The 21,030-nt window shown below is 63.6% G+C and carries 22 protein-coding genes and 1 tRNA gene; 7 read left to right on the plus strand and 16 right to left on the minus strand.

What is annotated here, in order from left to right; all coding sequences use genetic code 11:
- Nucleotides 1–2 precede the first annotated feature (2 nt).
- The 3 genes from QXZ85_RS08465 to QXZ85_RS08475 all read right to left on the minus strand — a co-directional run bounded on the left by QXZ85_RS08465 (nucleotide 3) and on the right by QXZ85_RS08475 (nucleotide 1,740).
- Nucleotides 3–935 (minus strand): alpha/beta hydrolase, encoded by a 933-nt coding sequence (locus tag QXZ85_RS08465; protein WP_316173924.1) that lies wholly within the window; start codon nucleotides 933–935, stop codon nucleotides 3–5.
- A 2-nt stretch (nucleotides 936–937) separates the two neighbouring features.
- Nucleotides 938–1,132, minus strand: coding sequence for a Trm112 family protein (locus tag QXZ85_RS08470; protein WP_315702317.1), 195 nt, complete (start codon nucleotides 1,130–1,132; stop codon nucleotides 938–940).
- A gap of 65 nt (nucleotides 1,133–1,197) precedes the next feature.
- Nucleotides 1,198–1,740 (minus strand): TetR/AcrR family transcriptional regulator, encoded by a 543-nt coding sequence (locus tag QXZ85_RS08475; protein WP_315743572.1) that lies wholly within the window; start codon nucleotides 1,738–1,740, stop codon nucleotides 1,198–1,200.
- Between the two features lie 93 nt (nucleotides 1,741–1,833).
- Here QXZ85_RS08475 and QXZ85_RS08480 point away from each other — a divergent pair, with 93 nt between their 5' ends.
- The 3 genes from QXZ85_RS08480 (at nucleotide 1,834) to QXZ85_RS08490 (ending at nucleotide 3,553) form a co-directional block, all read left to right on the plus strand.
- Nucleotides 1,834–2,184 (plus strand): hypothetical protein, encoded by a 351-nt coding sequence (locus QXZ85_RS08480; RefSeq protein WP_315743574.1) that lies wholly within the window; start codon nucleotides 1,834–1,836, stop codon nucleotides 2,182–2,184.
- Between the two features lie 184 nt (nucleotides 2,185–2,368).
- Nucleotides 2,369–2,713, plus strand: coding sequence for a cupredoxin domain-containing protein (locus QXZ85_RS08485; RefSeq protein WP_315743576.1), 345 nt, complete (start codon nucleotides 2,369–2,371; stop codon nucleotides 2,711–2,713).
- A 9-nt stretch (nucleotides 2,714–2,722) separates the two neighbouring features.
- Nucleotides 2,723–3,553, plus strand: coding sequence for an FTR1 family protein (locus tag QXZ85_RS08490; protein ID WP_315702315.1), 831 nt, complete (start codon nucleotides 2,723–2,725; stop codon nucleotides 3,551–3,553).
- Here QXZ85_RS08490 and QXZ85_RS08495 read toward each other — a convergent pair whose 3' ends face one another.
- Together QXZ85_RS08495 and QXZ85_RS08500 are read right to left on the minus strand one after the other, a co-directional pair.
- Nucleotides 3,554–4,228, minus strand: coding sequence for an LON peptidase substrate-binding domain-containing protein (locus QXZ85_RS08495; RefSeq protein WP_315761581.1), 675 nt, complete (start codon nucleotides 4,226–4,228; stop codon nucleotides 3,554–3,556).
- A 31-nt stretch (nucleotides 4,229–4,259) separates the two neighbouring features.
- Nucleotides 4,260–5,177, minus strand: coding sequence for a co-chaperone YbbN (locus QXZ85_RS08500; RefSeq protein WP_315702313.1), 918 nt, complete (start codon nucleotides 5,175–5,177; stop codon nucleotides 4,260–4,262).
- A gap of 280 nt (nucleotides 5,178–5,457) precedes the next feature.
- On the opposite strand from QXZ85_RS08500, the gene QXZ85_RS08505 reads away from it, so the two are divergent.
- Nucleotides 5,458–5,532, plus strand: a tRNA-Gly gene (locus QXZ85_RS08505).
- Between the two features lie 328 nt (nucleotides 5,533–5,860).
- On the opposite strand, the gene pncB is transcribed toward QXZ85_RS08505, so the two are convergent.
- The 5 genes from pncB to QXZ85_RS08530 form a co-directional block, all read right to left on the minus strand.
- Nucleotides 5,861–7,165, minus strand: coding sequence for a nicotinate phosphoribosyltransferase (gene pncB / locus QXZ85_RS08510; RefSeq protein ID WP_315702312.1), 1,305 nt, complete (start codon nucleotides 7,163–7,165; stop codon nucleotides 5,861–5,863).
- Nucleotides 7,166–7,227: 62 nt separating this feature from the next.
- Nucleotides 7,228–8,571, minus strand: coding sequence for an amidase (locus QXZ85_RS08515; RefSeq protein WP_315702311.1), 1,344 nt, complete (start codon nucleotides 8,569–8,571; stop codon nucleotides 7,228–7,230).
- Between the two features lie 71 nt (nucleotides 8,572–8,642).
- Complete coding sequence (locus tag QXZ85_RS08520; RefSeq protein ID WP_315702310.1) at nucleotides 8,643–9,611, minus strand: ABC transporter substrate-binding protein; 969 nt, start codon at nucleotides 9,609–9,611, stop codon at nucleotides 8,643–8,645.
- Nucleotides 9,612–9,640: 29 nt separating this feature from the next.
- Nucleotides 9,641–10,492 carry an ABC transporter permease gene (locus QXZ85_RS08525; RefSeq protein ID WP_315702309.1) on the minus strand — a complete coding sequence of 284 codons (852 nt, stop codon included), beginning with the start codon at nucleotides 10,490–10,492 and terminating at the stop codon, nucleotides 9,641–9,643.
- Nucleotides 10,489–11,271, minus strand: coding sequence for an ABC transporter ATP-binding protein (locus QXZ85_RS08530; RefSeq protein ID WP_315702308.1), 783 nt, complete (start codon nucleotides 11,269–11,271; stop codon nucleotides 10,489–10,491). Before QXZ85_RS08530 ends, QXZ85_RS08525 begins: the two co-directional genes overlap by 4 nt.
- 416 nt (nucleotides 11,272–11,687) lie before the next feature.
- Here QXZ85_RS08530 and QXZ85_RS08535 point away from each other — a divergent pair, with 416 nt between their 5' ends.
- Nucleotides 11,688–12,962 (plus strand): PQQ-dependent sugar dehydrogenase, encoded by a 1,275-nt coding sequence (locus QXZ85_RS08535; protein WP_315702307.1) that lies wholly within the window; start codon nucleotides 11,688–11,690, stop codon nucleotides 12,960–12,962.
- A 181-nt stretch (nucleotides 12,963–13,143) separates the two neighbouring features.
- A complete protein-coding gene (locus QXZ85_RS08540; RefSeq protein ID WP_316173927.1) occupies nucleotides 13,144–13,731 on the plus strand; it encodes a c-type cytochrome in 588 nt (195 codons plus the stop codon).
- A 59-nt stretch (nucleotides 13,732–13,790) separates the two neighbouring features.
- Here the strand turns inward: QXZ85_RS08540 and panE are convergent, their stop codons facing one another.
- From panE to QXZ85_RS08565, 5 genes are all read right to left on the minus strand, one after another.
- The gene (panE, locus tag QXZ85_RS08545) at nucleotides 13,791–14,711 is read right to left on the minus strand and encodes a 2-dehydropantoate 2-reductase (RefSeq protein ID WP_316173929.1); all 921 of its coding nucleotides are present in this window, start codon (nucleotides 14,709–14,711) and stop codon (nucleotides 13,791–13,793) included.
- A gap of 111 nt (nucleotides 14,712–14,822) precedes the next feature.
- The gene (locus tag QXZ85_RS08550) at nucleotides 14,823–15,560 is read right to left on the minus strand and encodes an SDR family oxidoreductase (protein ID WP_315702304.1); all 738 of its coding nucleotides are present in this window, start codon (nucleotides 15,558–15,560) and stop codon (nucleotides 14,823–14,825) included.
- 130 nt (nucleotides 15,561–15,690) lie between these two features.
- On the minus strand, nucleotides 15,691–16,299 hold the full coding sequence (locus QXZ85_RS08555) for a 2-hydroxychromene-2-carboxylate isomerase (protein ID WP_315743585.1): 609 nt from the start codon (nucleotides 16,297–16,299) through the stop codon (nucleotides 15,691–15,693).
- A 105-nt stretch (nucleotides 16,300–16,404) separates the two neighbouring features.
- On the minus strand, nucleotides 16,405–17,703 hold the full coding sequence (locus QXZ85_RS08560) for an MATE family efflux transporter (protein WP_409977725.1): 1,299 nt from the start codon (nucleotides 17,701–17,703) through the stop codon (nucleotides 16,405–16,407).
- Nucleotides 17,704–17,821: 118 nt separating this feature from the next.
- Nucleotides 17,822–18,397 carry a DUF2239 family protein gene (locus QXZ85_RS08565; protein WP_315703144.1) on the minus strand — a complete coding sequence of 192 codons (576 nt, stop codon included), beginning with the start codon at nucleotides 18,395–18,397 and terminating at the stop codon, nucleotides 17,822–17,824.
- A gap of 172 nt (nucleotides 18,398–18,569) precedes the next feature.
- Between QXZ85_RS08565 and QXZ85_RS08570 the strand changes: the two genes are divergently transcribed.
- On the plus strand, nucleotides 18,570–19,235 hold the full coding sequence (locus QXZ85_RS08570) for a glutathione S-transferase (protein ID WP_315702301.1): 666 nt from the start codon (nucleotides 18,570–18,572) through the stop codon (nucleotides 19,233–19,235).
- Between the two features lie 36 nt (nucleotides 19,236–19,271).
- On the opposite strand, the gene ggt is transcribed toward QXZ85_RS08570, so the two are convergent.
- The gene (ggt, locus tag QXZ85_RS08575) at nucleotides 19,272–21,029 is read right to left on the minus strand and encodes a gamma-glutamyltransferase (RefSeq protein ID WP_315743588.1); all 1,758 of its coding nucleotides are present in this window, start codon (nucleotides 21,027–21,029) and stop codon (nucleotides 19,272–19,274) included.
- Nucleotide 21,030 lies beyond the last annotated feature (1 nt).

Below are 21,030 nucleotides of genomic sequence, written 5' to 3' on the forward strand. Positions count from 1 at the left end.
GTTCAGCGTGCCTCGGCACCGCTGATGAAGGCGGCAACGGCGTCCAACATGTCTGGGTCGAGCGGAAGATCGGGATCGCCATAGGATTTCAGATTGGCATCGTCGTCCGTGACGTCGACCAGCACATGGTTCATATCGGGCAGCCACAGCGTCTTAGCGGCCGGAGCGGCGGCCGAGAGCGCCAGCAGGTCGACCCGCGCGAGCTGCAGATCGCGGCCACCGCCGACAATCAGCGTGGGCATGATGATCTGCTTCAACGGATCGATCGGATCCTCGGTGAACGCGGACGCGATGCTGGGCTGCATGGCGGGGGGAATCGGCAGCGCCGTGGGCGGCGGATCGACGACCTGGCCGGCCATGATGCTGTCGATCGCTTTCGCGGCCTCGGCGAACTTGTCGGGCGGCAGCTTTCTCTCCAGCTGCGCCTTGAGGAGGTCGCCCTGCCGCCGCGCCGTCGTCGCCAGCAGCACCAGCCGGTCGACCGGCGCGCGGCGTGCGGTCAGGATCGCGACCAGGCCGCCCTCGCTGTGGCCGACCAGCACGACGCGGGCAAACTTACCGCGCAGGAACGCCACCAGCGACGCCGCGTCGTCGACATAATCCTTGAAGCGGAAATCCTCCGGCCTGCCGAACTCCCGTTTCCAGCCCCGCGCCCCGCGCTTGTCGTAGCGCAGGCTGGCGATGCCGCGCGCAGCCAGTTGCTCGGCGAGCTTCTTCAGCGTCGCGGGCTTGAGCTGCGGACCGTTGCCGTCGCGATCGGTCGAACCGGAGCCTGCGATCAAAAGCGCGACCGGGGGCCGCTCGACGCCGGCCGGCGTCGTCAGCACCGCGTCCAGCGCGCCGACCCGGACATTGCTCTCCTCGGCGCGGGCGATGGACGTCAGCGTCGCGGCCAGGAGCAGCGCGAACACCGGGAGGCAGGCCCGAAGCCGCATGGTCAGTCGATCTTCCGCGCTTCTTCGGGCAGCATGATCGGAATACCGTCCCGGATCGGATAAGCGAGCTTGGCGGATCGCGAAATCAGCTCCTGCTTGGCCGCATCGTATTCCAGCGGCCCCTTGGTCATCGGGCACACCAGGATCTCCAGAAGCTTGGGATCGACCGTGGTCTCGGGGCGCTCTGACGGTGTCATGCGGAGAATCTCTTCAGGCTGGTGTTGCGACATGTCTAGCACATGCCCCAGGCTGCTGTCGTCTTTCACCGCCCGGCGAGCGCGACGCGAATCAGCTCCGCGACGATCGCATCGTGCCGCGCCTTCGGGATCCGCTGGTCCGCAAGCGCGAAGCCGAGAAACGCCCAATACAGGATCTGCGCCCGCGTCTGCGCGAGTTCGGGCGCGAGGCCCTCCGAAACGAGCAGGCTCGTGACATAGTCGAGGCGGCGTCGGTCGATCGCTTGGACCGCATTAAGGGCAAGCGCGTCGGAGGCGGCCCAGCTTCGCACCGCCCGCTCCAGCGCCGGCCTGGTCGAGAACGTGCGGCGCAGCAGCACCGCGATGAGAGGCTCGTCGGTGACGCTCGCCTCGACGCCAAGGATGATCCGCTCGGCCGCGATCTCGCGCCAGTAGTTCAAGAGCTCGGCGCGGAAGGCGCCGACATCGACGAAATGCCAATAGAAGCTGCCCCGCGACACCCCGAGCGCTTTGGCCAGCGGCTCGGCCTTGAGCGCCATGAATCCTTTGGCGGTCAGGACTTTCAGGCCCTGATCGAGCCAATCCCGGGCGGACAACTGATCGGTCATCCGCCCTCCATACACCACTGTATTGACATGCACCACCTCGTTCGGGCACCCTCCATACACCATTGTATGGTCAGAGGCTACCGGAGAGAAGCGATGCGGGATGTGATGCTGCAATGTGCCGGGGTCGGCGCGATTCTCGCTGCATTGATCCACGGCGTCCTCGGCGAGACCAGAGTCTTCCCTCGCCTCACGATCACGCCGGAGCGCTTGCGCATCTTGCTTCGCGTGGTCTGGCAGGCGAGCACGGTGGCCTGGATCGGCGGCGGAGTGCTGCTTGTCACGGCACCAACGATGGCCTCGGATACGGCACGCCACTGGATCGTCGTCACGCTGGCCATCGTGTTCGCCCTTGCCGCATTTGGCAACGCACTTGCCACGCGCGGCCGACACTTCGGCTGGATCGCACTTGCCGGCGTCGTTGTTCTCGCTGCTGCCGGCTATTGATGGACAATCGCCGACGGTGCAGCAGGGCTTCCCACCGAATGGAATCGCTCCAGTTTGGAACAAGTCTTATTGCGCCCCGGAGACCTCGTTGTTAGCTGCAACTGCGAGGCCGAGGCGGCGGAAGCGCTAGGCTAACCTGCGCGACGCACCATGTTCTCGGCTCGAGAAGGGGAGAGCTTGATCGATGTCGACTGTGAGCTTGCGGAAACTTGCCTTCGCTGTTGCGGCCTGGAGCGCTGTCCTGACGCTCGCATCTGCCCATGCCGCGGACACGGAAATTCGGCTCACCTATGCCAACGGGCAGTTCGAGCCAAAGGAAGCTGCGGCGCCGGCCGACAAACCGTTCATGATCCGCGTTAAGAACATGGAAGCCAAGGCGATGGAGTTCGAGAGCAAGACGCTGAAGGTCGAGAAGGTGATCGCGGCCAAGAGCGAGGCCATCCTCAAGGTGCGCGCCATGAAGCCCGGCCGCTACGAGTTCTTCGACGAGTTCAACGAGAAGGCCCGCGGCACGGTCAACGTCCAATAGGAAACGAAGATGCTCGCCGCGCTGATCATCGTCTTCCGCGAAGTGTTCGAGGCCGGATTGATCGTCGGCATCGTGCTGGCAGTAACGAGCGCCGTACCGCACCGGCTGCGCTGGATCGGCGGCGGCCTCCTTGCCGGCCTCGCGGGCGCCTGCACCGTGGCCGCTTTTGCAGGTGCCCTGTCGCAGCTGTTCGAGGGCATGGGGCAGGAATTGTTCAACGCAGCCATCCTGTCGACCGCAGTCGTCATGCTGATCTGGCACAATGTCTGGATGGCGCGCCACGGCCGCGAGATGGCCAACGACCTGCGTGCGGTCGGACAGGCGGTTGCAGAGGGATCCAAGTCGCTGCTCGCGCTCGCGGTGGTGGTCGCGGTGGCCGTGCTGCGCGAAGGCAGCGAGGTCGTTCTGTTCCTCTATGGTGTCGCGGCGTCCGGAGACAATTCCGGGTTGGCGCTACTCGGCGGTGGCGTGCTCGGCTTGGGACTGGGCGTTGCCGTGTGTCTTGCGACCTATCTCGGCTTGATGCGGATTCCGCCGCGCGCGCTGTTCGCCACCACGACGGTGCTGATCACTCTGCTTGCCGCCGGCATGGCCGCGCAGGCGGTCGCCTTCCTGGCACGGGCCAGCTGGCTGACGAGCCTCGACCAGGTCGTGTGGGATTCGAGTTCGGTTCTGTCCGAGGACAGCCCGCTTGGCCGGACCTTGCACACCTTGATCGGCTACACCGATCAGCCGACTGCGATGCAGCTCGCGGTCTATCTCGGCGTGATCGTCCTGACGTTCATACTGATGCGGCTGACGGCTCCGCTTCCGTCTGCGCCTGTCGTAGCGGCGGAATGATCACTGCAGCGGCGGATCGCCTGAGGTTCGCTTCTTGGCGAGGTCCATCTCGGTGACGGCGATCAGGATCTCGGCGCGCGTCTTAAGGTCGGGCGCTTCCAGCATCGCCTGCTTCTCCGCCGGTCCGTAGGGCGACATCATCGCCAGCGCATTCACCAGCGCCTCGTTCGGCGCCGCTTCGATTCCTTCCCAATCAGCCTTGAGATTGTTCGCCTTCAGGAAGTCGGTCAGTACCGAAAGCAGCGCCTCGCGGTCGACCTCGTCCTCGCCCTTGCGCGCGGTGAAATCATCGATGAATGGGAAGTAGTCCACCTTGCATTGGCGGTATGGCGTCAGCACGGTCATTTCCTCGACCACCTTGAAGCGCGAGACGCCGGTGAGCTCGAGGATATAGCGGCCATCTCCGGTTTCCGCCATTTGCGTGATGCGACCGACGCAGCCGACCTGGAACAGCACCGGCACCGCTTCGTTCGACGAATGGGTCACGTCCGGCTGGATCATGCCGATCAAGCGATGGCCGTCGCGGAACGCATCGTCGACCATGGCGAGATACCGTCGCTCGAAAATGTTGAGCGGCATCTGGCCGCGCGGCAACAGCAGCGCGCCGGCGAGCGGGAATACGGGAATGACTTCCGGCAGCTCGGCGGGACCGCGATATTCCGCATTGATCGGCATGGGCTGCCCCGTGTGGTCGGCTGCGCCTTCGTTACGAAAACAGGATGGTCGACAGCCGCTTGCGGCCCTCGACCGTGGCCTCATCCGCACCGCCCCAGGCCTCGAAGAACTGTACCAGCTGCTTGCGCGCACCGTCATCGTTCCATTTGCGGTCGCGCTTGACGATTTCGAGCAGCTGGTCCGTGGCTTCCTTGCGCTTGCCTGCGGCATTCAACGCGGTCGCGAGGTCGAAGCGGGCCTGATGGTCGAGCGGATCAGCAGCAACCTTCTGTTCGAGCTCGCCGATCGGCCCTAGCGACTGGGCCTGCTCAGCCAGATCGATCGCCGCCTGCACGGCGGAGACTGCAGCATCGTTGCGCTTGGACTCCGGCACCATCGCCAGCGTCTGCTTGGCCTGCTCGATCGCTCCGGTCTGGACGTAGCACTTGGCCAATCCGGCCAGCGCCTGAATATTGGTCGAATCGACCGACAAGGCTTCGGCATAGATTTGCGCCGCGGCAGCCGCATCGCCCTCGGCAAGAACCGCCTCCGCTTCCTTGATGATCTCGGCAATATCGGGTTCGCCGATTCCCGGCACATCCTTGGTGAGCTTCTCGATGAAGGCGGCGACCTGGCCTTCGGGGAGGGCACCCATGAATCCGTCAGCCGGGCGGCCGCCGACAAACGCGATCACGGCCGGGATCGACTGAATGCCCATCTGCCCCGGGATCGCCGGATGCTCATCGATATTCATCTTGACCAGCTTGACCTTGCCCTTGGCGGCGCGGACAGCCTTTTCAAGGATCGGGGTCAGCTGCCGACAGGGACCGCACCATGGCGCCCAGAAGTCGATCAGCACGGGCTGCCGTTTCGACTCCTCGATGACATCCTTCACGAAGGTCTGAGTGGTGGTCTCCTTGATCAGATCCGGCACCTGCGGCGTCGCGCCGCCCTGCTCTACAATCGTCACGGGGTCCTCGTCTGAAATGCTGAATGGCCGCAGGCCAGACCGGCCTGCCGCGGCGCCTCAATACACGGTTTCGTCTGTTTTAAGTGGCGGTCACCCGCGAAATTTCAACCGGTTCCCGTTCATACCGCCGGGAGCGGGCTTTTCCGACTGTTTTCGGCCATTTTGCGCCAGGGACCTTCGCCAAACGGTGACGAAAGGTGTCGCAGACCTGTTGCATTCCGCGGCGGCATTTGGCATAGGTCTCCCCGTTGCCGCCGCGACTGGGCGCAACATTACGGATGCGGGTGTAGCTCAGTGGTAGAGCACGACCTTGCCAAGGTCGGGGTCGAGGGTTCGAACCCCTTCGCCCGCTCCAAAGCCCGCTGCGATCCATCGCGCTTTATCCATCAAAAACGTCCGCTCAGTGCCTCTCCGGGCCTTAAGAGCCTTGGCGAAGCCGCCGTCCTCCTGATCCGCCCTTGCTGATGGCGAGGATCGCCCGCCGATCGGGCGACATCGGACATGCCTACCGGAAAGCATCCCCGGCGACCTTCACGTGGCGTGCGGGCCGATGAAACCGCGACAGCTCCTGTACCATATACATCCATCGCGTGAGCGAACGCGCATGCGCCGGCCCACATCCAAAGTCCGGTGACATTGTTGGATGATGCAGCCTTGGCGCAATCACACCGAGCTATCGCGACCTATACGTAGACCGGCATGCGGACCCGGCCGGCATCGCCGAACACGCGCAGGTAACGGGCGATCTCGGCAGGATCGCCGGTCGCCTTCTCCGGATTGTCGGAGAGTTTGACGGCGGGCCGGCCGTCAACGGACGTGACCTTGCAGACCAGCGAGATCGGATCGAGATCGACCGAGCCGTCCGGCGAACAGCCGACAAAATCATTGGTGAGGTTGGTGCCCCAGCCGAAGGAGAGCCGAACCCGATCGGCAAAGCGCTGGTGGATCGCTTCGATCGATTCGACGTCCATGGCATCCGAGAACACCAGCAGCTTTTGCCTGGGATCGCGGCCTTTCGCCTTCCACCAGGCGATGATCTCCTCGCCGGCTTCGATCGGCGGCGCGCTATCGGGACGGAAACCGGTCCAATCGGCGACCCAATCCGGCGCGTCGCGCATGAAAGCCTTGCTGCCGAACGCGTCGGGCAGCGCGATCAGGAGATTGCCGGCATAGGTCTGCCGCCATTGATCGAGAATGCGATAGGGCGCAAAGCGCAGCTCCTCATCGTCTTTCGCAAGTGCCGCCGCGACCATGGGCAGCTCGTGCGCATTGGTCCCGATCGCCTCGAGGTCGTTGTCCATGGCGAGCAGAACGTTCGAGGTGCCGGTGAAGGAGGAGCCCAGACCTTCCTTGACGGCCTCGACACACCAGCGCTGCCACAGGAAGCCATGGCGGCGGCGAGTACCGAAATCGGACAGCCGCAAGCCCTCGATTTTTCGCAGCCGCTCGACCTTGGTCCACAGCTTCGCCTTGGCGCGCGCGAACAGCACATCAAGCGCGAAACGCCCCTGCCCTTTCATCGCCTGCCGCGACCGCAGCTCGTTGAGGATCGCCAGCGCCGGGATCTCCCACATCGTGGTGTGGGTCCAGGGGCCGTGGAAATGCAGCTCGTATTGGCCTTCCGCCTTGCGCAGCTCATATTCGGGCAGCCGGAAGCTCCCGAGCCAGGCGATGAAATCCGGCGCGAACATGTGGGTCTTGCCGTAGAACGTGTTACCGGCAAGCCAGATCAGCTCTTTCTTGGTGAACCGGATGGTGCGGGCGTGGTCGAGCTGGGCGCGCAGCTCACCCTCGTCGACGATGTCGGCAAGCCGCACCCGCTTGGTGCGGTTGATGACGGAAAAGGTCACCTTCTGATTCGGGTAGAACTCCCGAATCATCTGCATCATCAACAACTTGTAAAAATCGGTATCGAGCAGGCTGCGCACGATCGGGTCGAGGCGCCAATTGTGATTGTAGGTCCTGCTCGCGATGTCGGTTACGGTCATTATGGCGTTTTAGCGCGCCGGCCCTGCCGCAGCCAATGGGGTTTGTCGCAGGGGCTGCTGCGCTAATCCAGGATCGGCGGCAGGCCCGGATCGAAGGCGAGGGCTGATTCGACCCATTTTGCAGCGCGAAGGACACGGACATCCTCGCGGTAACGGCCGGCGATCTGAATGCCAAGCGGCAGGCCGTTCCGGCCGAAGCCGGCGGGCAGCGACACGGCCGGCGCACCAAGGAAGGTCCAGGGGGCGCAATATTCGGCATCGCCGGTCCAATGCAGGCCCTGCGGGGCCTCGCCGAAAGCGGGCAGCGTCAACACGGCATCGAAGCCCTCCAACTCGGTGTCCAACGCCGCGCGCCGCTCCTCCTGGACTGCTTTCGCGATCAGGTAGTCCATCGCGGATTTCCCTTTCCCGGACTCGACATGGGATTTCAAGACGTCGCTGACGCGATCGGGATAACGCGCGATCAGATCCGAAAAGATGACCGTGGCCTCGCTCAGCATGATGGTGTTGATCGCGGTCCAATTCACGGCGTCGAGGGCGGACAGTTCGAGCACCTCCAGCACGGCGCCCGCGCTACGCAGCTTGTCGATGACCGCGCCGAACAGCGCCTGCTGCTCCGGCTCGGCGCGCTCCCATTTGGCGAAGCGCACAATGGCGAGCCGCGGCTTGTCCATCGCGATGACGCCCTCGTCGATATCGATTTCGAAGGACGGCAGCGGCCGACCGTGAATGTCGCCATCGTTCGTGCCGGCGAGCAACGAAAGTGCGAGCGCGACGTCATCGACCCTGCGCGCGAAGAAACCGACATGATCGAGCGACGGGCTCAAGGGGTGCACACCGACGCGCGGAATCGCACCGAAGCTCGGCTTGAAGCCGACCACGCCATTGAAGGCGGCGGGACGGATCACCGAGCCGAGCGTCTGCGAGCCCAGCGCCAGCGGCACGAGGCCGGCCGCCACTGCCGCCGCCGAGCCGGACGAGGAGCCGCCCGGCGTGTGCGCGACATTCCAGGGGTTCACCGTGGGACCCGGATGGCGCCAGGCGAATTCGGTCGAAACCGTCTTGCCGAAGATCGTCGCGCCGAGATTGCGCAAACGCTCGACCACCCAGGCGTCCGCCGCGGGAACGTGGTCCCGGTAGATCGGCGAGCCATTGGTGGTCGGCATGTCGTGCGTGGCAATGATATCCTTGATCGCAACCGGAATGCCGGCCAGCGGCCCACGATGCGGCGCAACGTCCCTCGCCAGATATTCGAACGCCTTCAGGCGCGGCTCGATCAGCTTTGTCCGCGCCAGGCAATCGGCCGCATAGGTCTCTGACGCGGATGGATCGGCTCTGAACTGACGCAACAGATCAAGGACGCCTGCGCCGGCTTTCGGGGCAGGCAAGGCGCGTTGTTCGGTCATGGCAATTTCCCACGGACATTCGAGACAGCGCAGCATAACGCATCCCGAGACGCGCAGCCAAGAAAGGCTACTTACTTCATCGACAGAGCGGGCTCGATGTACTTCCGCACCACAAAGCTCTTATAGTCAGGCTGATTGGCCAGATTGCCGAGCGCAATCTGGGTATCCATCGCGACCTTCAGCGCGTCCGGCGTGATATCGACACTCGGCGGATAGACGCCGTCCGCCAACATGCGCTTGACCGCGGCTTCCACCACCGCCGGCTCGAGCGACGGAAATTCCTTCTTGGCGATCTCAACCGTCTTAGCCTCGTTCTTGGCCATGAAGCGCATCGCCATTTCCATCGCATTGACGACGCGCTGCGCCGTATCGGGATCGACGTCGTTGCGCGCAGTCACCGCCGAGAAGGCGTAGGCGCCATAGGCTTTGGGAAAGCCGAACACCACCTTCATGCCTTTCGCGACCGCCTGGTCCAGCCCCGGCTCATACATCACGGCCACATTGGCCTGCTTGGCGACGAACGGCCCGGGTTCGCTGCCGATCGCGACCTGGATCAGGTCGACGTCGGTCTTGGGATCCATGCCGTTCTCCTTCAACAGCTTCATGAAGAGCGAGGTCGAGGTGGTCGGCATCAACCCGGTGACGACCTTCTGGCCCTTGACGTCCTTGATGCCATCGAACTTGAAATCCGGCGCGGTCGCGATCCACACGGCGGCGCCGTTGACGACGTTGGCGATGATGCCGACCGGCGCTCCCTTGGAGGCTGCGATCGCGGTCCATTCCGGCCCGTGGATCGAGAATTGCGCGCTGCCGGAGATCACGGCGGACAACGCCACGGTCGGCGCGCCGGCGGTCTCCTTGGTCAGATCCAGGCCCTGCTGGGTGAAGAAACCTTCGTCGATCGCGACATAGAGCGGCAAGTATAGCATCGACTGGAACGCCTGGCTCAGCGTCACCTTCTTGTTCTCGGCGAGTGCCGGCGAAGCAAGCAGCAGCGAGATCAGCGCAGCCGCCTTGGCGGCACGCGTCAGCAATGACATCGAAATACTCCGTTCGTTTCTCATGGAAATCAAACCTGAACCTGCTGCGTCGCACTGGCCTGCTTCCACGGCAGGCTGGTGCGCTCGATCATGTCGATGACGTAGTAAAGGAGAAAGCCCACGATCATCAGCGTGAACAGGCCGACCCACACCGTGTTGAGGTCGTAGAGGCTGGAAGCCGTGTAGATCAGGTGACCGAGCCCGCGCTGGGATGAGATGAATTCCCCAACGACGGCCCCGACCAAGCCGAAGCCGATATTGATGCGGAAGGTCGCGATGATGGAAGGCAACGTTGACGGCGCCACCGCCTTGAAAAACACCTGGTGCTTGTCGGCGCCCATCGAGATCAGCAGGGACTGCAGGTCGGGATCGGCATCCTTGGCGGCCTGATAGGCCGCGATCAGCGCGACGATGGCGGTCAGCGACACCGACAAGGCGACCTTCGAGACGAGCCCGGTTCCAAACCACAGCACCACGATCGGAGCCAACGCGATCTTGGGCACGCTGTTGATGGCGACGATGAAGGGCTCCACCAGGCGGGCAACGAACACGGAGTACCACAGCGCCAGCCCTAGCAGGGAGCCGACGATCGTCCCGATCACGAAGCCGAGCAGCGCTTCGAACAGCGTGGTCCAGGTATCGGAAATCAGGTCTCCGCTGGCGAGCATGCGGAAGGCGTTCTGGAAAATGCCAAGCGGCGAGCCGACCAGGAATGCCGATACGAGGCCGAGCCGAACGCCAAGCTCCCACAGCACGAAGAAGGCAATCACCGCCAACGCCTGCAGGACGGCGCGGCCGAGCATCGTGTCGAAAGTCTTGCGGCGTCGCATACGCGCGCGCGATTTCGTCGCCGAAGGTGCGCTGGGGAGGGTCAGGGTCACGCTGTCTTCTCGGTCTGGATGTCGAGCTCGGCGCAGAGCTGATGGAAATAGCCGGAGAAGCGGCTATCGGCGCGCGCCGCAATCGGTGAATGCGCCGCGATGTCGATGTCGTGCACGACCTTCACCCGCGCCGGCCGGCCACTCAGCACCACCACCCGCTTCGACAGCGCCACCGCCTCGTCGATATCGTGAGTCACCAGGATGACGGTCTTGTGGTAGGTCTCGACGGCCTCCTTCAGCACGCCCTCGAGATACAGCCTCGTCTGGTAATCGAGCGCCGAGAACGGCTCGTCGAGCAGCAGGATGTCCGGATCCATGATCAGGGTGCGGATCAAGGCCACGCGCTGCCGCATACCGCCCGACAACGTCTTGGGATAGACGTTCTCAAAACCGGCGAGGCCGAAGTCCTTCAGATATTGCCGCGCCTTGGTCTCCGCTGCGTCGCGCATGACACCGCGAGTCTCCAGGCCCAGCAGCACGTTGCCGAGCACCGTACGCCACGGAAACAAGAGGTCCTTTTGCATCATGTAGCCGATGCGACCGCGCAGGCTTCCGATCTGCGCGCCGCGATAATGCATGGTGCCGGCATCGGCCTCGATCAGGCCGGCGATGATATTGAAGATCGTCGTCTTGCCGCAGCCGGATGGACCGATGATGCTGACGAAATCGCGTTGGTGGATGTCAAAGGACAAATCGTCGAGCACGCGGACTTCGCCGTGCTTGCCATGGAAGGATTTGCTGACGCCGCGGACGCTCAGCTGGGTTTCGGGCTTGGACATGCCGCAGCTGACGCAACTTGCATGCCAAGCCCGAATCCTCGGAGTTTCCATGGTTCAGCCCGTTTCCGGGCACACCGTGCCTCGACGTTTCGCGGTGCATGGCGTGTCTTTGGGCATAACGGCCAAACCTGAGCCCACGGGTTTCGTGAGCGCCACGTGATCGCGATGCGGCATTGCGTCCGCATCCGAGGCTTGTTGCATCGCGAGGCAACCCAGCCGCTTGATACGCGCCCAAGCCGGCCCACGTGAATTTTCACGGACGAGCACCGGCCAGGGGGGCTGGTCGCTTTTCAGTCGTGGAAGATGTGCTAACATTTTTTGTCCGATCCACTGAGTTGGCGGACCAACGAACGTCTCAAGACACGTTTCGAAAAATGATGGCGGCAGCATCGAAGCTGCCTGATGGGAGTGAAGCGATGACATCGGCTTTCCACCGGAGCATTCTTGCGCTTGCGACCTTCGGCCTTCTGGCCGGAACCAGCCTGAGCTACGCGCAGCAGTCGGACGCCGCCCGGCCGCTCAAGAAATACGAGTCCGGCAACAAGGAATTCTGGACGCATCCGCCGGATGACTGGTTCCTTGGCGATGAAACCGAGGCACAGAAGGGGTTGGCGCCGCCATCCGGGCCGCCGACCGGCGCCTCGGAGGCAGAACTCGCCGACATCGTGAAGAAGATCAAGCTGCCGGACGGCTTCAAGATCGAGGTGTGGGCACCCGGCGTGCTGGCGGCGCGCCAGATGGCCTGGGGCGACAAGGGCACCTTGTTCGTCGGCTCGTTCGGGCTCGGCAACGTCTACGCGATCACCGACAAGGGCGGAAAGCGCGAGGTCAAGACGGTCCTGAAGGGACTGAACATGCCGACCGGCGTCGCCTTCCAGGACGGCGCGCTCTACGTCGTCGAGGTCAACAAGCTGGTCAAATACGAGAATGCCGAAGCCAATCTCGACAATCTCGGCCAGGGCAAGGTCGTCTATGACGACATGCCGTCCTATGCCGCGCATGGCTGGAAGTATATTGCGGTCGACAAGGATGGCTGGTTCTACATCCCGTTCGGCCCGCCCTTCAACATCGGCATTCCACCGACCAGCGTGGCGCAGATCCGCCGTGTCGATCCGCGCACCGGCAATGCAGAGATCTGGGCGCTCGGCGTGCGCAACAGCGTCGGCGGCGACGTCGACCCGCGCACCGGCAAATACTGGTTCACCGAGAATGCGCGGGACTGGATCAGCGATGATCTGCCGAGCGACAAGCTCAACATGATCGCCAAGATCGGCGAGCATTTTGGCTATCCCTATTGCCACCAGGGTGACTTGCCGGATCCGAAGTTCGCGATGGGCCACCAATGCTCCGAGTTCACGCCGCCCGTGCTCAAACTCGGCAGTCACGTTGCCCCGCTCGGGATGAAGTTCTACACCGGCGACCAGTTCCCGGCCGAATACAAGAACAACATCCTGATCGCCGAGCACGGCTCCTGGAACCGCCACAAGTATCAGGGCGCACGGATCATGCGCGTGACCGCAGATCCTGACGGCAAGAATGCTAAGCAGGAGGTGTTCGCCTCGGGCTGGATCGAAGGTGATCAGGGCTATCTCGGCCGTCCCGACGACATCGTCCTTGCCAAGGACGGCTCGATCCTGGTGGCGGACGACTGGGCCGGCGCCATCTACCGCATCAGCTACGAGAAGAAGTGATCATCTGAGAGATTTGGGGGCTGCGGCTGCCTTATGGCGGCCGCAGCCTTTGTTTTGAACGGTACACGGCCGTCGGTGCGGGCGGCCCATCACACAAACAAAGACTGCCGTCGCCCGTTGCCGGGACATCCCGGATAGAGCTGGAAACAAGCTTCCGGGCTGACGCGTGGAGGGGAAGGATATGCGAAAGGCTCTGATCGAAGCCGTGCTCGTCACGGCGGCCCTGCTAGCCGACTACTCCGTCACACATGCCGCTGACATCGCCGCCGGCAAGGCCAAGGCCGAGCTCTGCGTCGGCTGCCACGGCGAGAACGGCATTTCACAGACCGAGAACATCCCTTCGCTCGCGGGCCAGCAGGACCAGTTCATCCAATGGCAGCTGGTGTTCTTTCGCGCCGGCACGCGCAAGAACGAGGCGATGCAGCCGATCATCGAACAACTCAACAACGAGGACATCCGCAATCTCGGCGCTTATTTCGCCTCGCTGACGCCGCCAAAGGCGCCGCCGGATGACAATCCCGACCTATCGCAAAAAGGTGCACAGGCGGCTGCGGGCCGCCGCTGCGCCTCATGCCATACCGACAGCTATGCCGGAACCAAGGGCGTGGCGCGGCTTGCTGGCCAGCGCGAAGAATATCTCGTCAAGGCGCTACATGACTACAAGAGCGGCCTGCGCGTCGGCGGCAGCCAAGCCGCGATGGCCGACGTTGCCTACCCTCTGAGCGGCGAAGAGATCGAAGCGCTGGCGCACTATCTCGCGCATTTGTAGCAGCACAGGGACTGTCGTCCCGTGCAGACGCACCCCGCAGGGACGCAAAGCGTACTGAGCTATCCTCGCTGCGCCTCGTATACCTTCAGCTGTGTATAGGCGATGCGCAGCTTCGGCACCGGGACTTTCGCAGCGTCTGCGCGGGCCACGAGATCGCCGATCACATGATCGGCCTCGACCGGCAGGCCGGCCTTGAGATCGCGAAACATCGAGGCCGTCATCGGCGATCCCTCGGTGGTCAGCATGCCGGAGACGCGCTGGAAAAAAGGCCCTGCGGGCGGAAACCCGGCAGCGGCCGCCACCGCGCTGCATTCATCGAGCATGCCGAGCAGAAACTCCTTGCCGCCCGGCGCGGCGAGAATGACCCCGACAGGCGCGCGCATCAGCGTGGTCGAAGCAGCGAGCGACGCCAGGAACACCCATTTCTCCCACATCTCCTGCAGGATATGCTCGCTGGCGGCGGCATTGAAATTGCCGCGCTTGAACAGCTCGAAGATGGCGCGGACGCGGTCGGACATCCCGCCGGCGCGCTCGCCGAAAGCAAACGACTGCATCGGCTGCAGCTGCACGACCTCGCGCTTCTCGTTCAACGTCGCGGCGATGGCGCAGAGCCCGCCGAGCACGTGGTCGCGTCCGAATCTCGCATCGAGCACATCGAGATGGCGCATGCCGTTGAGCAGCGGAATGATCGCAGTCTGCGGTCCAACTGCGGGCGCAAAGGACGCGATCGCGTCATCGAGATCGTAGGCCTTGCAGCTCAGCAGCACGACATCGAAATGCTGCTTCAACGTATCCGCTTGCACGGTCGCCGGATTGGGCAGCGTGGCATCACCGGCCGGGCTCCTGATCACGAGACCTGCCGAGGCGAGCTCGGCTGCACGGCGCGGTCGCACCAGGAACGTGAGGTCGCAGCCGGCCTGCAACAGGCGGCCGCCGAAATAGCCGCCGATCGCGCCGGCACCGACCACGAGAATGCGCATGGGATCTTATCCTGTTCTTGCGAGCGCCGGATACTGCCGCGACGGATAGCCAATGGCGAGTAGCGAATGGGGATGGCTTCCATTCGCCATTCGCTACTCCCTATTCGCCACTCACCACTTCTCGCCGAATGGCCGGATCTCCAGCTCGAACGTCCAAGCGCTCTTCGGCTGCTGGTAGAGCTGCCAGTAGGCACCGGCGACGGACGCCGGCGGCATCAGGAGGTCGGGGTTGTCGAGCGCCTCCTGACCCCAAATCTGCGCCCGCCGCTCGCGCACCCAAGCGGTGTCGACCCCGGAATCGATGATGAGATGGGCGACGTGGATATTCTGCGGCATCAATTCGCGCGCCATCGATTGCGCCACGGCACGCAGACCGAACTTCGCGGACGCAAAGGCCGCATAGCCGGCTCCGCCGCGCAGGGAAGCGGTCGCCCCGGTGAAGAAGATGTTGCCTTGTCCGCGCGGCAGCATCAGCCGCGCCGCCTCGCGGCCGGTCACGAAGCCGGCCCAGCAGGCCATTTCCCATACTTTGCGGAACACGCGGTCGGTGGTTTCCAGAATCGGGAAATTGACGTTGGCCCCGACATTGAAAATCGCGACCTCGAGCGGAGCGTGCTTATCGGCGTCGTTGAGGAAGGCGGTCGTCTCCTCCTCCTTCCGGGCATCGAGCGAGCGACCGAAGATCGTGCCGCCTGCGGCCTCGACCTCCTTGATGAGCGGTTCGAGCTTCTCGCCGTTACGGCGGCCCGCGAACACGGTGAAGCCCTCGGAGGCGAACTTCTTGACGATCTCGGCGCCGATATAGTCGCCGGCCCCGACGACCGCGACGGTGGCGTTACGCTTTTGCATTTCGATCTCCTGTTATTCCGGGGCGCGTCAGCGCGAACCCGGAATCTCGCGCCTCATCTCGGGATTCCGGGTTCATCGCTGCGCGATGCCCCGGAATGACGTCCATGCCGACGTACCCGCGATGACAGCGCTACTTCGCCATAATCATCTCTTCGACATCGCGCAGCTGCTCCTTGCCGAAGAACATCTCGCCGCCGACGAAGAAGGTCGGCGAGCCGAAAGCGCCGCGCTCAACGGCCTGCTGAGTGTTTTCGACGAGCTTCGCTTTCACCTGCGGCTCCTGGGCGCGCGCAAACAACTTTGTGCCATCCAGCCCGGATGAGGTGATCGCGGCAATCGCGACCTCCGGATCATCCATCTTCTTCGGCTCGCGCCACATATGGAAGAACGCCGCCTCGACATAGGGATCGAACACGCCTTCGAGCTGCGCGGCAATGGCCGCACGCATCAGGTTCAGCGTGTTGACTGGAAAGAACGGATTCCAAACATAGGGCTCGACCTGAAAGCGTTTCAGGAAACGCCGCGTCTCCAGCTCGTGGAACTCGCGCTTGTTCTTGATCCCGGCGAACGCCTCAGCGGGCGATCTGTTGTTGGTCGCCTTGAAGATGCCGCCCAGCAGCACCGGCACATATTCGAATTTCATGCCGATCCGCCGCTCGATGGCAGGGATGGCCAGGTGGCTGAGATAGGCGTTCGGACTGCCGAAATCGAACAGGAATTGCGGCGCGGGCCGGCTCATGGGCGATCTCCCCAGACCTTGATTTTGGCCCATCTTGATCCAGCCTCGCAACCGCGTCCAGCATTTTATGATAGTCATCATACATGATGACCATCTCCGGGCGGATCAGACCAGACGGCTGATCGTGCGCTTCCGCCAGACCAGGAGATAGAAGCTCATCTGCAGCAGGAACATCGCCGAAAACGTGATGGGATAGGCGAGCCATACGCCGTCCAGGCCCAGCTGGGAGCTCAGTGCGACGGCCGACGGGACCTCGATGGCTGCAATCGAGAGCATCGAGATCAGCAGCGGCATCCACACCGTGCCACTGGCGCGCATGGCGGCCGAGAACGCCGTCGCCATGCCGAACACAACCGAGCTCCACAGCACGATGTGCAGCGAGCGCTGCGCGAGTTCGAGCACAGGCGGCTCCGTGATGAAAAAGCCCATCAGCGTGCGGGAGAACAGGTAGGCGATTGCCACGAGCCCGCCGGTCAGCACGAGATTCATCTCGAGCCCGGTTCGCACGATGCGGCCGATCTGCCCGGCATTGCCGCGGCCGATCGCCTGCGCGCCGAAGATCGAGACCGAGATCGCGATCGAGATCGCCGGGAACTGCACATAGGCCAGTACCTGGTTGACGGCACCATAGGCCGCGGTCGCGCCCGAGCCGAAACTGTTGACGAGGCCCAGCAGCACCATTTCGGCGAGCGACATCACGATCATGTTGATGGCCGCGGGAATGCCGAGCCGCAGCACAATGCGCAGCAGGAGCGGATCGATCGACATCCCACGCCGGAACGCGGCATCGAAGGCGAGCGGATGCTTGCGCCGGCGCAAATGCGCGTGCAGCCAGATCAGGGTGAGCAAGCTTGAGATCGCAGATGCCCAGGCCGCGCTGGATACACCGAGCTGCGGCAGGCCGAACGTACCGCGGATCAGCATCGGCGTGAGTGCGAGCCCGATGACGGTCGAGACCGCGAGCGCGATCAGCGGCGTCACGGTGTCGCCGACGCCGCGCATCAGCGCCGTGATCAGAATGAAGGTGAACGTCAACGGCATCGCAATCATCATGATGCGCGCGTACGTGACAGCGGCATCGAGGATGTTTGCAGGCGTCGCGAGCGCGACCAGGAGCGGCCGCGCGAACAGTCCGCCAAGCACCGCGATGAAGGCTGCCATCAGCAAGGTCAGGCTCAGCGTCGTGCCGGCAATGGTCTTCACCTTGTCCGTTTGGCCGGCTCCCCAGGCCTGCCCGATCAGCACGCCAGCGCCGGAAGCCAGCCCAAGGACAAAGGCGATGAAGAAGAACATCGCGGGGAAGAACACCGACACCGCCGCAAGCGCGTCGACGCCGATCATCTGCCCGAGATAGACATTGTTGATGGTGCCGAACAACGCCTGCAGGATGTTGCTGAGCATCATCGGCGCGAGAAAGACGAGAAAGGATTTTCGGAGCGACGGAGAAGTCGACACGAGGACGTCCTGCAGGTGAGAGCAAAAATGCGCCGGGCTCGGGGGATAGGCCGGAAGTGGTATCTTATTAGGGCGAACGGTCTCGATAGGCCAGCCCAATGGCGTGATCGCGAATGTCGGCAGGCCAGTCCGCGATCAGCTCGGCGAAACGACGCAGGTCGTCGGCGAACAGCGCGCGTGACGCCTCCTCGAAATGCGGGAAATTCCCGGCCATAGCCGACATGAAGTGATAGGCCGCGTCGCGCGCTTCTCGCGCGCGATCCTTGTCACCGCTTGTGCGGCGCGCCTCGTCGACCAGCTTGCGCAAGGCGACCGAGGCGCCGCCGGGCTGCGCATTCAGCCATTCCCAATGACGGGGCAACAACGTCACCTCACGGGCAACGACGCCCAGTCTGGGTCGGCCCCGACCACGCGGCTCGACGGTCGCGGGCTCTGGGGCGGAGGGTGCCTCGACATGCAGACGCGATGCGACCGCTGCGCCAGTTTCGCGCAGGTCGAGATCTACCGGGCGACCGGTCCGGTCGTTGAAGATCATGATCGGCGCATGCGTGCCGTCGGCGCGTTTGACCGCAAGGGCGACTTCAGCGAGCGGGCCCGTAGCAAGCCGGCGCGCGCCCTCGAAGACAGTAAAGGTTTCGATCATCCTCACGACCCAGCTGGGATTGGCATTGACGAGCCATCTATTAATACCCGGATAAAATAAAATCAATATCACCCGGGTGATTATGTCGCCAGAATACCGGTGGCGAATGGATCGCCGGATTGCATTCAGCCTGCTAGGGAACGGCAGCGAATCCGAAGGCCCCGGGATCACGATGCTGACCGTTCACCACCTCAACAATTCCCGCTCTCAACGCGTGCTGTGGCTGCTCGAAGAGCTCGGCGTCCCCTATGAGATCATCCGCTATGAGCGCCAGCCGGATATGCGCGCCCCCAAGGAACTGCGCGCGATCCACCCGCTGGGCAAATCGCCGGTCATTACCGATAGCGGCCAGACCATCGCCGAATCCGGCGCCATCGTCGAATATCTGATCGAGACCTATGGCAACGGCCGCCTGATTCCGCCGCCGAAAACACCGGAACGGCTGCGCTATAGCTACTGGCTGCATTACGCCGAGGGCTCGGCGATGCCGCTGCTGTTGTTGAAGCTGCTGTTCAACATGATGCCGAAGCGCGCTCCGGCTCTGCTGCGGCCGTTGGTGCGCAAGGTGTCGAACCAGGCGCTGACCACGCTGGTCAATCCGCAGCTCAAGCAGCACATGGCCTTCTGGGAAAGCGAGTTGCAGAAGAGCGAATGGTTCGCCGGCGACGAGTTCACCGCGGCGGACATCCAGATGAGCTTTCCGCTGCAGGCGGCGGCGGCGCGTGGTGGGTTGGAGCAGGGCCATCCGCGCGCGATGGATTTCCTGGCGCGCATCGAGGCGCGCCCCGCCTACAAGCTGGCGCTGGACAAGGGCGGACCGTATACGGTCGGCAGGTAGCGACAGCTTTGAGGAGCCGGCCAGCGGCGCATGGCGCTACTGTCCGGCTGCCGTTGCGCCACGCGTGCGGGGGTCGGACGCACCAATCAGACCGTCAGCGGTCACCAGGATCGAATTGGCCGACGTCTGGCCCATCGGCTCCACAATCCGATGCCCCCTCGCTTTCAGCTCAGCAAGAACCTCTTCGGGAAAGCCGCGCTCCACCCGAACCTCATCAGGCATCCACTGATGATGCAGGCGCGGCGCGGCCACAGCGGCGGCGACGTCCATATGATAATCCAGCACGTCGACGACCACCTGCAGCACGGTCGAGATGATGCGGCTGCCGCCCGGCGAGCCCGTCACCAGCACCGGATTGCCATCCTTCAGCACGATGGTCGGCGACATCGATGACAGTGGTCGCTTGCCTGGTCCGGGCAGATTGGCCTCGAAGCCGACAAGACCGAACGCATTGGACGCGCCGGGCGCCGCGGTGAAATCGTCGAGCTCGTTGTTGAGCAGCACGCCGGTGCCATCGGCCACAAGTCCGACCCCGTATGGGAAATTCAGCGTATAGGTGTTGCTGACCGCGTTACCGTCATTGTCGACCACCGAAAAATGCGTCGTATTGTTGCCTTCGCGCAACGGCGCCACGCGCAGCACGGCATCGGCCGGCGTCGCACGATCCGGGTCGATGCTCGCGCGTTGCCTGGCCGCATAGTCTTTCGACAACATCACCGAAACGGGCGCATCGACGAAGGCGGGATCGCCGAGATAGCGCGCGCGGTCGGCATAGGCGCGCTTCATCGCCTCGATCAAAAGGTGCAGCGAGGCCGCCGAGCCCTGCTTCAGTTCATCGAGGTGAAAGCCTTCGAGGATGTTCAGCGTCTCGATCAGCACAGTGCCGCCGGAGGACGGCAGGGGCATCGAGACGATGTCATAGCCGCGATATGTGCCGCGCACGGGTTGCCGGATCACGGGTTGATACGATTTCAGATCATCGACCGCGATGATGCCACCAGCCTCCTGCACAGCTTTTGCCAGCTTCGCCGCCACGGCACCTTCGTAGAAGCCGCGCGGTCCCTGCTCGGCGATGGCGGTGAGCGTTGCGGCCAGATCGCTCTGGACTAGCCTGTCGCCCTCGTGCAGCGGCGTGCCGTCCGCGCCTGCAAAGATCTTTGCTGAAGCCGGCCACTTTCCGATCCTCGAATAAAATAATGGCAACGTATCCGCGACGTGTCCTTCGACCACGAAGCCGTCGCGTGCGAGCACAATGGCGGGATGGACGAGCTGCGCCAGCGTGAACTTGCCCGAGCCATATTTTTCCAGCGCGAGCGCCAAGCCTGCGACCGTGCCGGGCACGCCGATCGACAGCGCCGAGTCGCGCGACTTCGCATTATCGGGCTTGCCGTCGGCGCCGAGGAACATATCGCGCGTCGCAGCACCCGGCGCCGTCTCGCGGTAGTCGATTGCGATATCCTCTTTGCGCTGCTTCAGATGGATGACCATGAAGCCGCCACCGCCGATATTGCCGGCAGTCGGATAAGTGACGGCCAGCGCAAACCCGGTCGCCACCGCCGCATCGACTGCATTGCCGCCGAGCGCAAGCACGCCCTGCCCGACCCAGGCCGCAATCTTCTCTTGCGCGACCACCATGCCATGAGCAGGCGGTTGGACCGGCGCTGTCACGCCCGACGGCAGCGGTGCATGCAGGCTGTAACGCTGGGCATCCAGCGCTGCTGCAGGGATCACTCCGGCGAGGAGCAGGCCGATGCCTGCCAGGATTGTCCGTCGATTGATTGTGAGAGAGAGCATC

It is taken from the genome of Bradyrhizobium sp. SZCCHNGR1005 (genome assembly GCF_032489995.1).
Classification (GTDB): domain Bacteria; phylum Pseudomonadota; class Alphaproteobacteria; order Rhizobiales; family Xanthobacteraceae; genus Bradyrhizobium.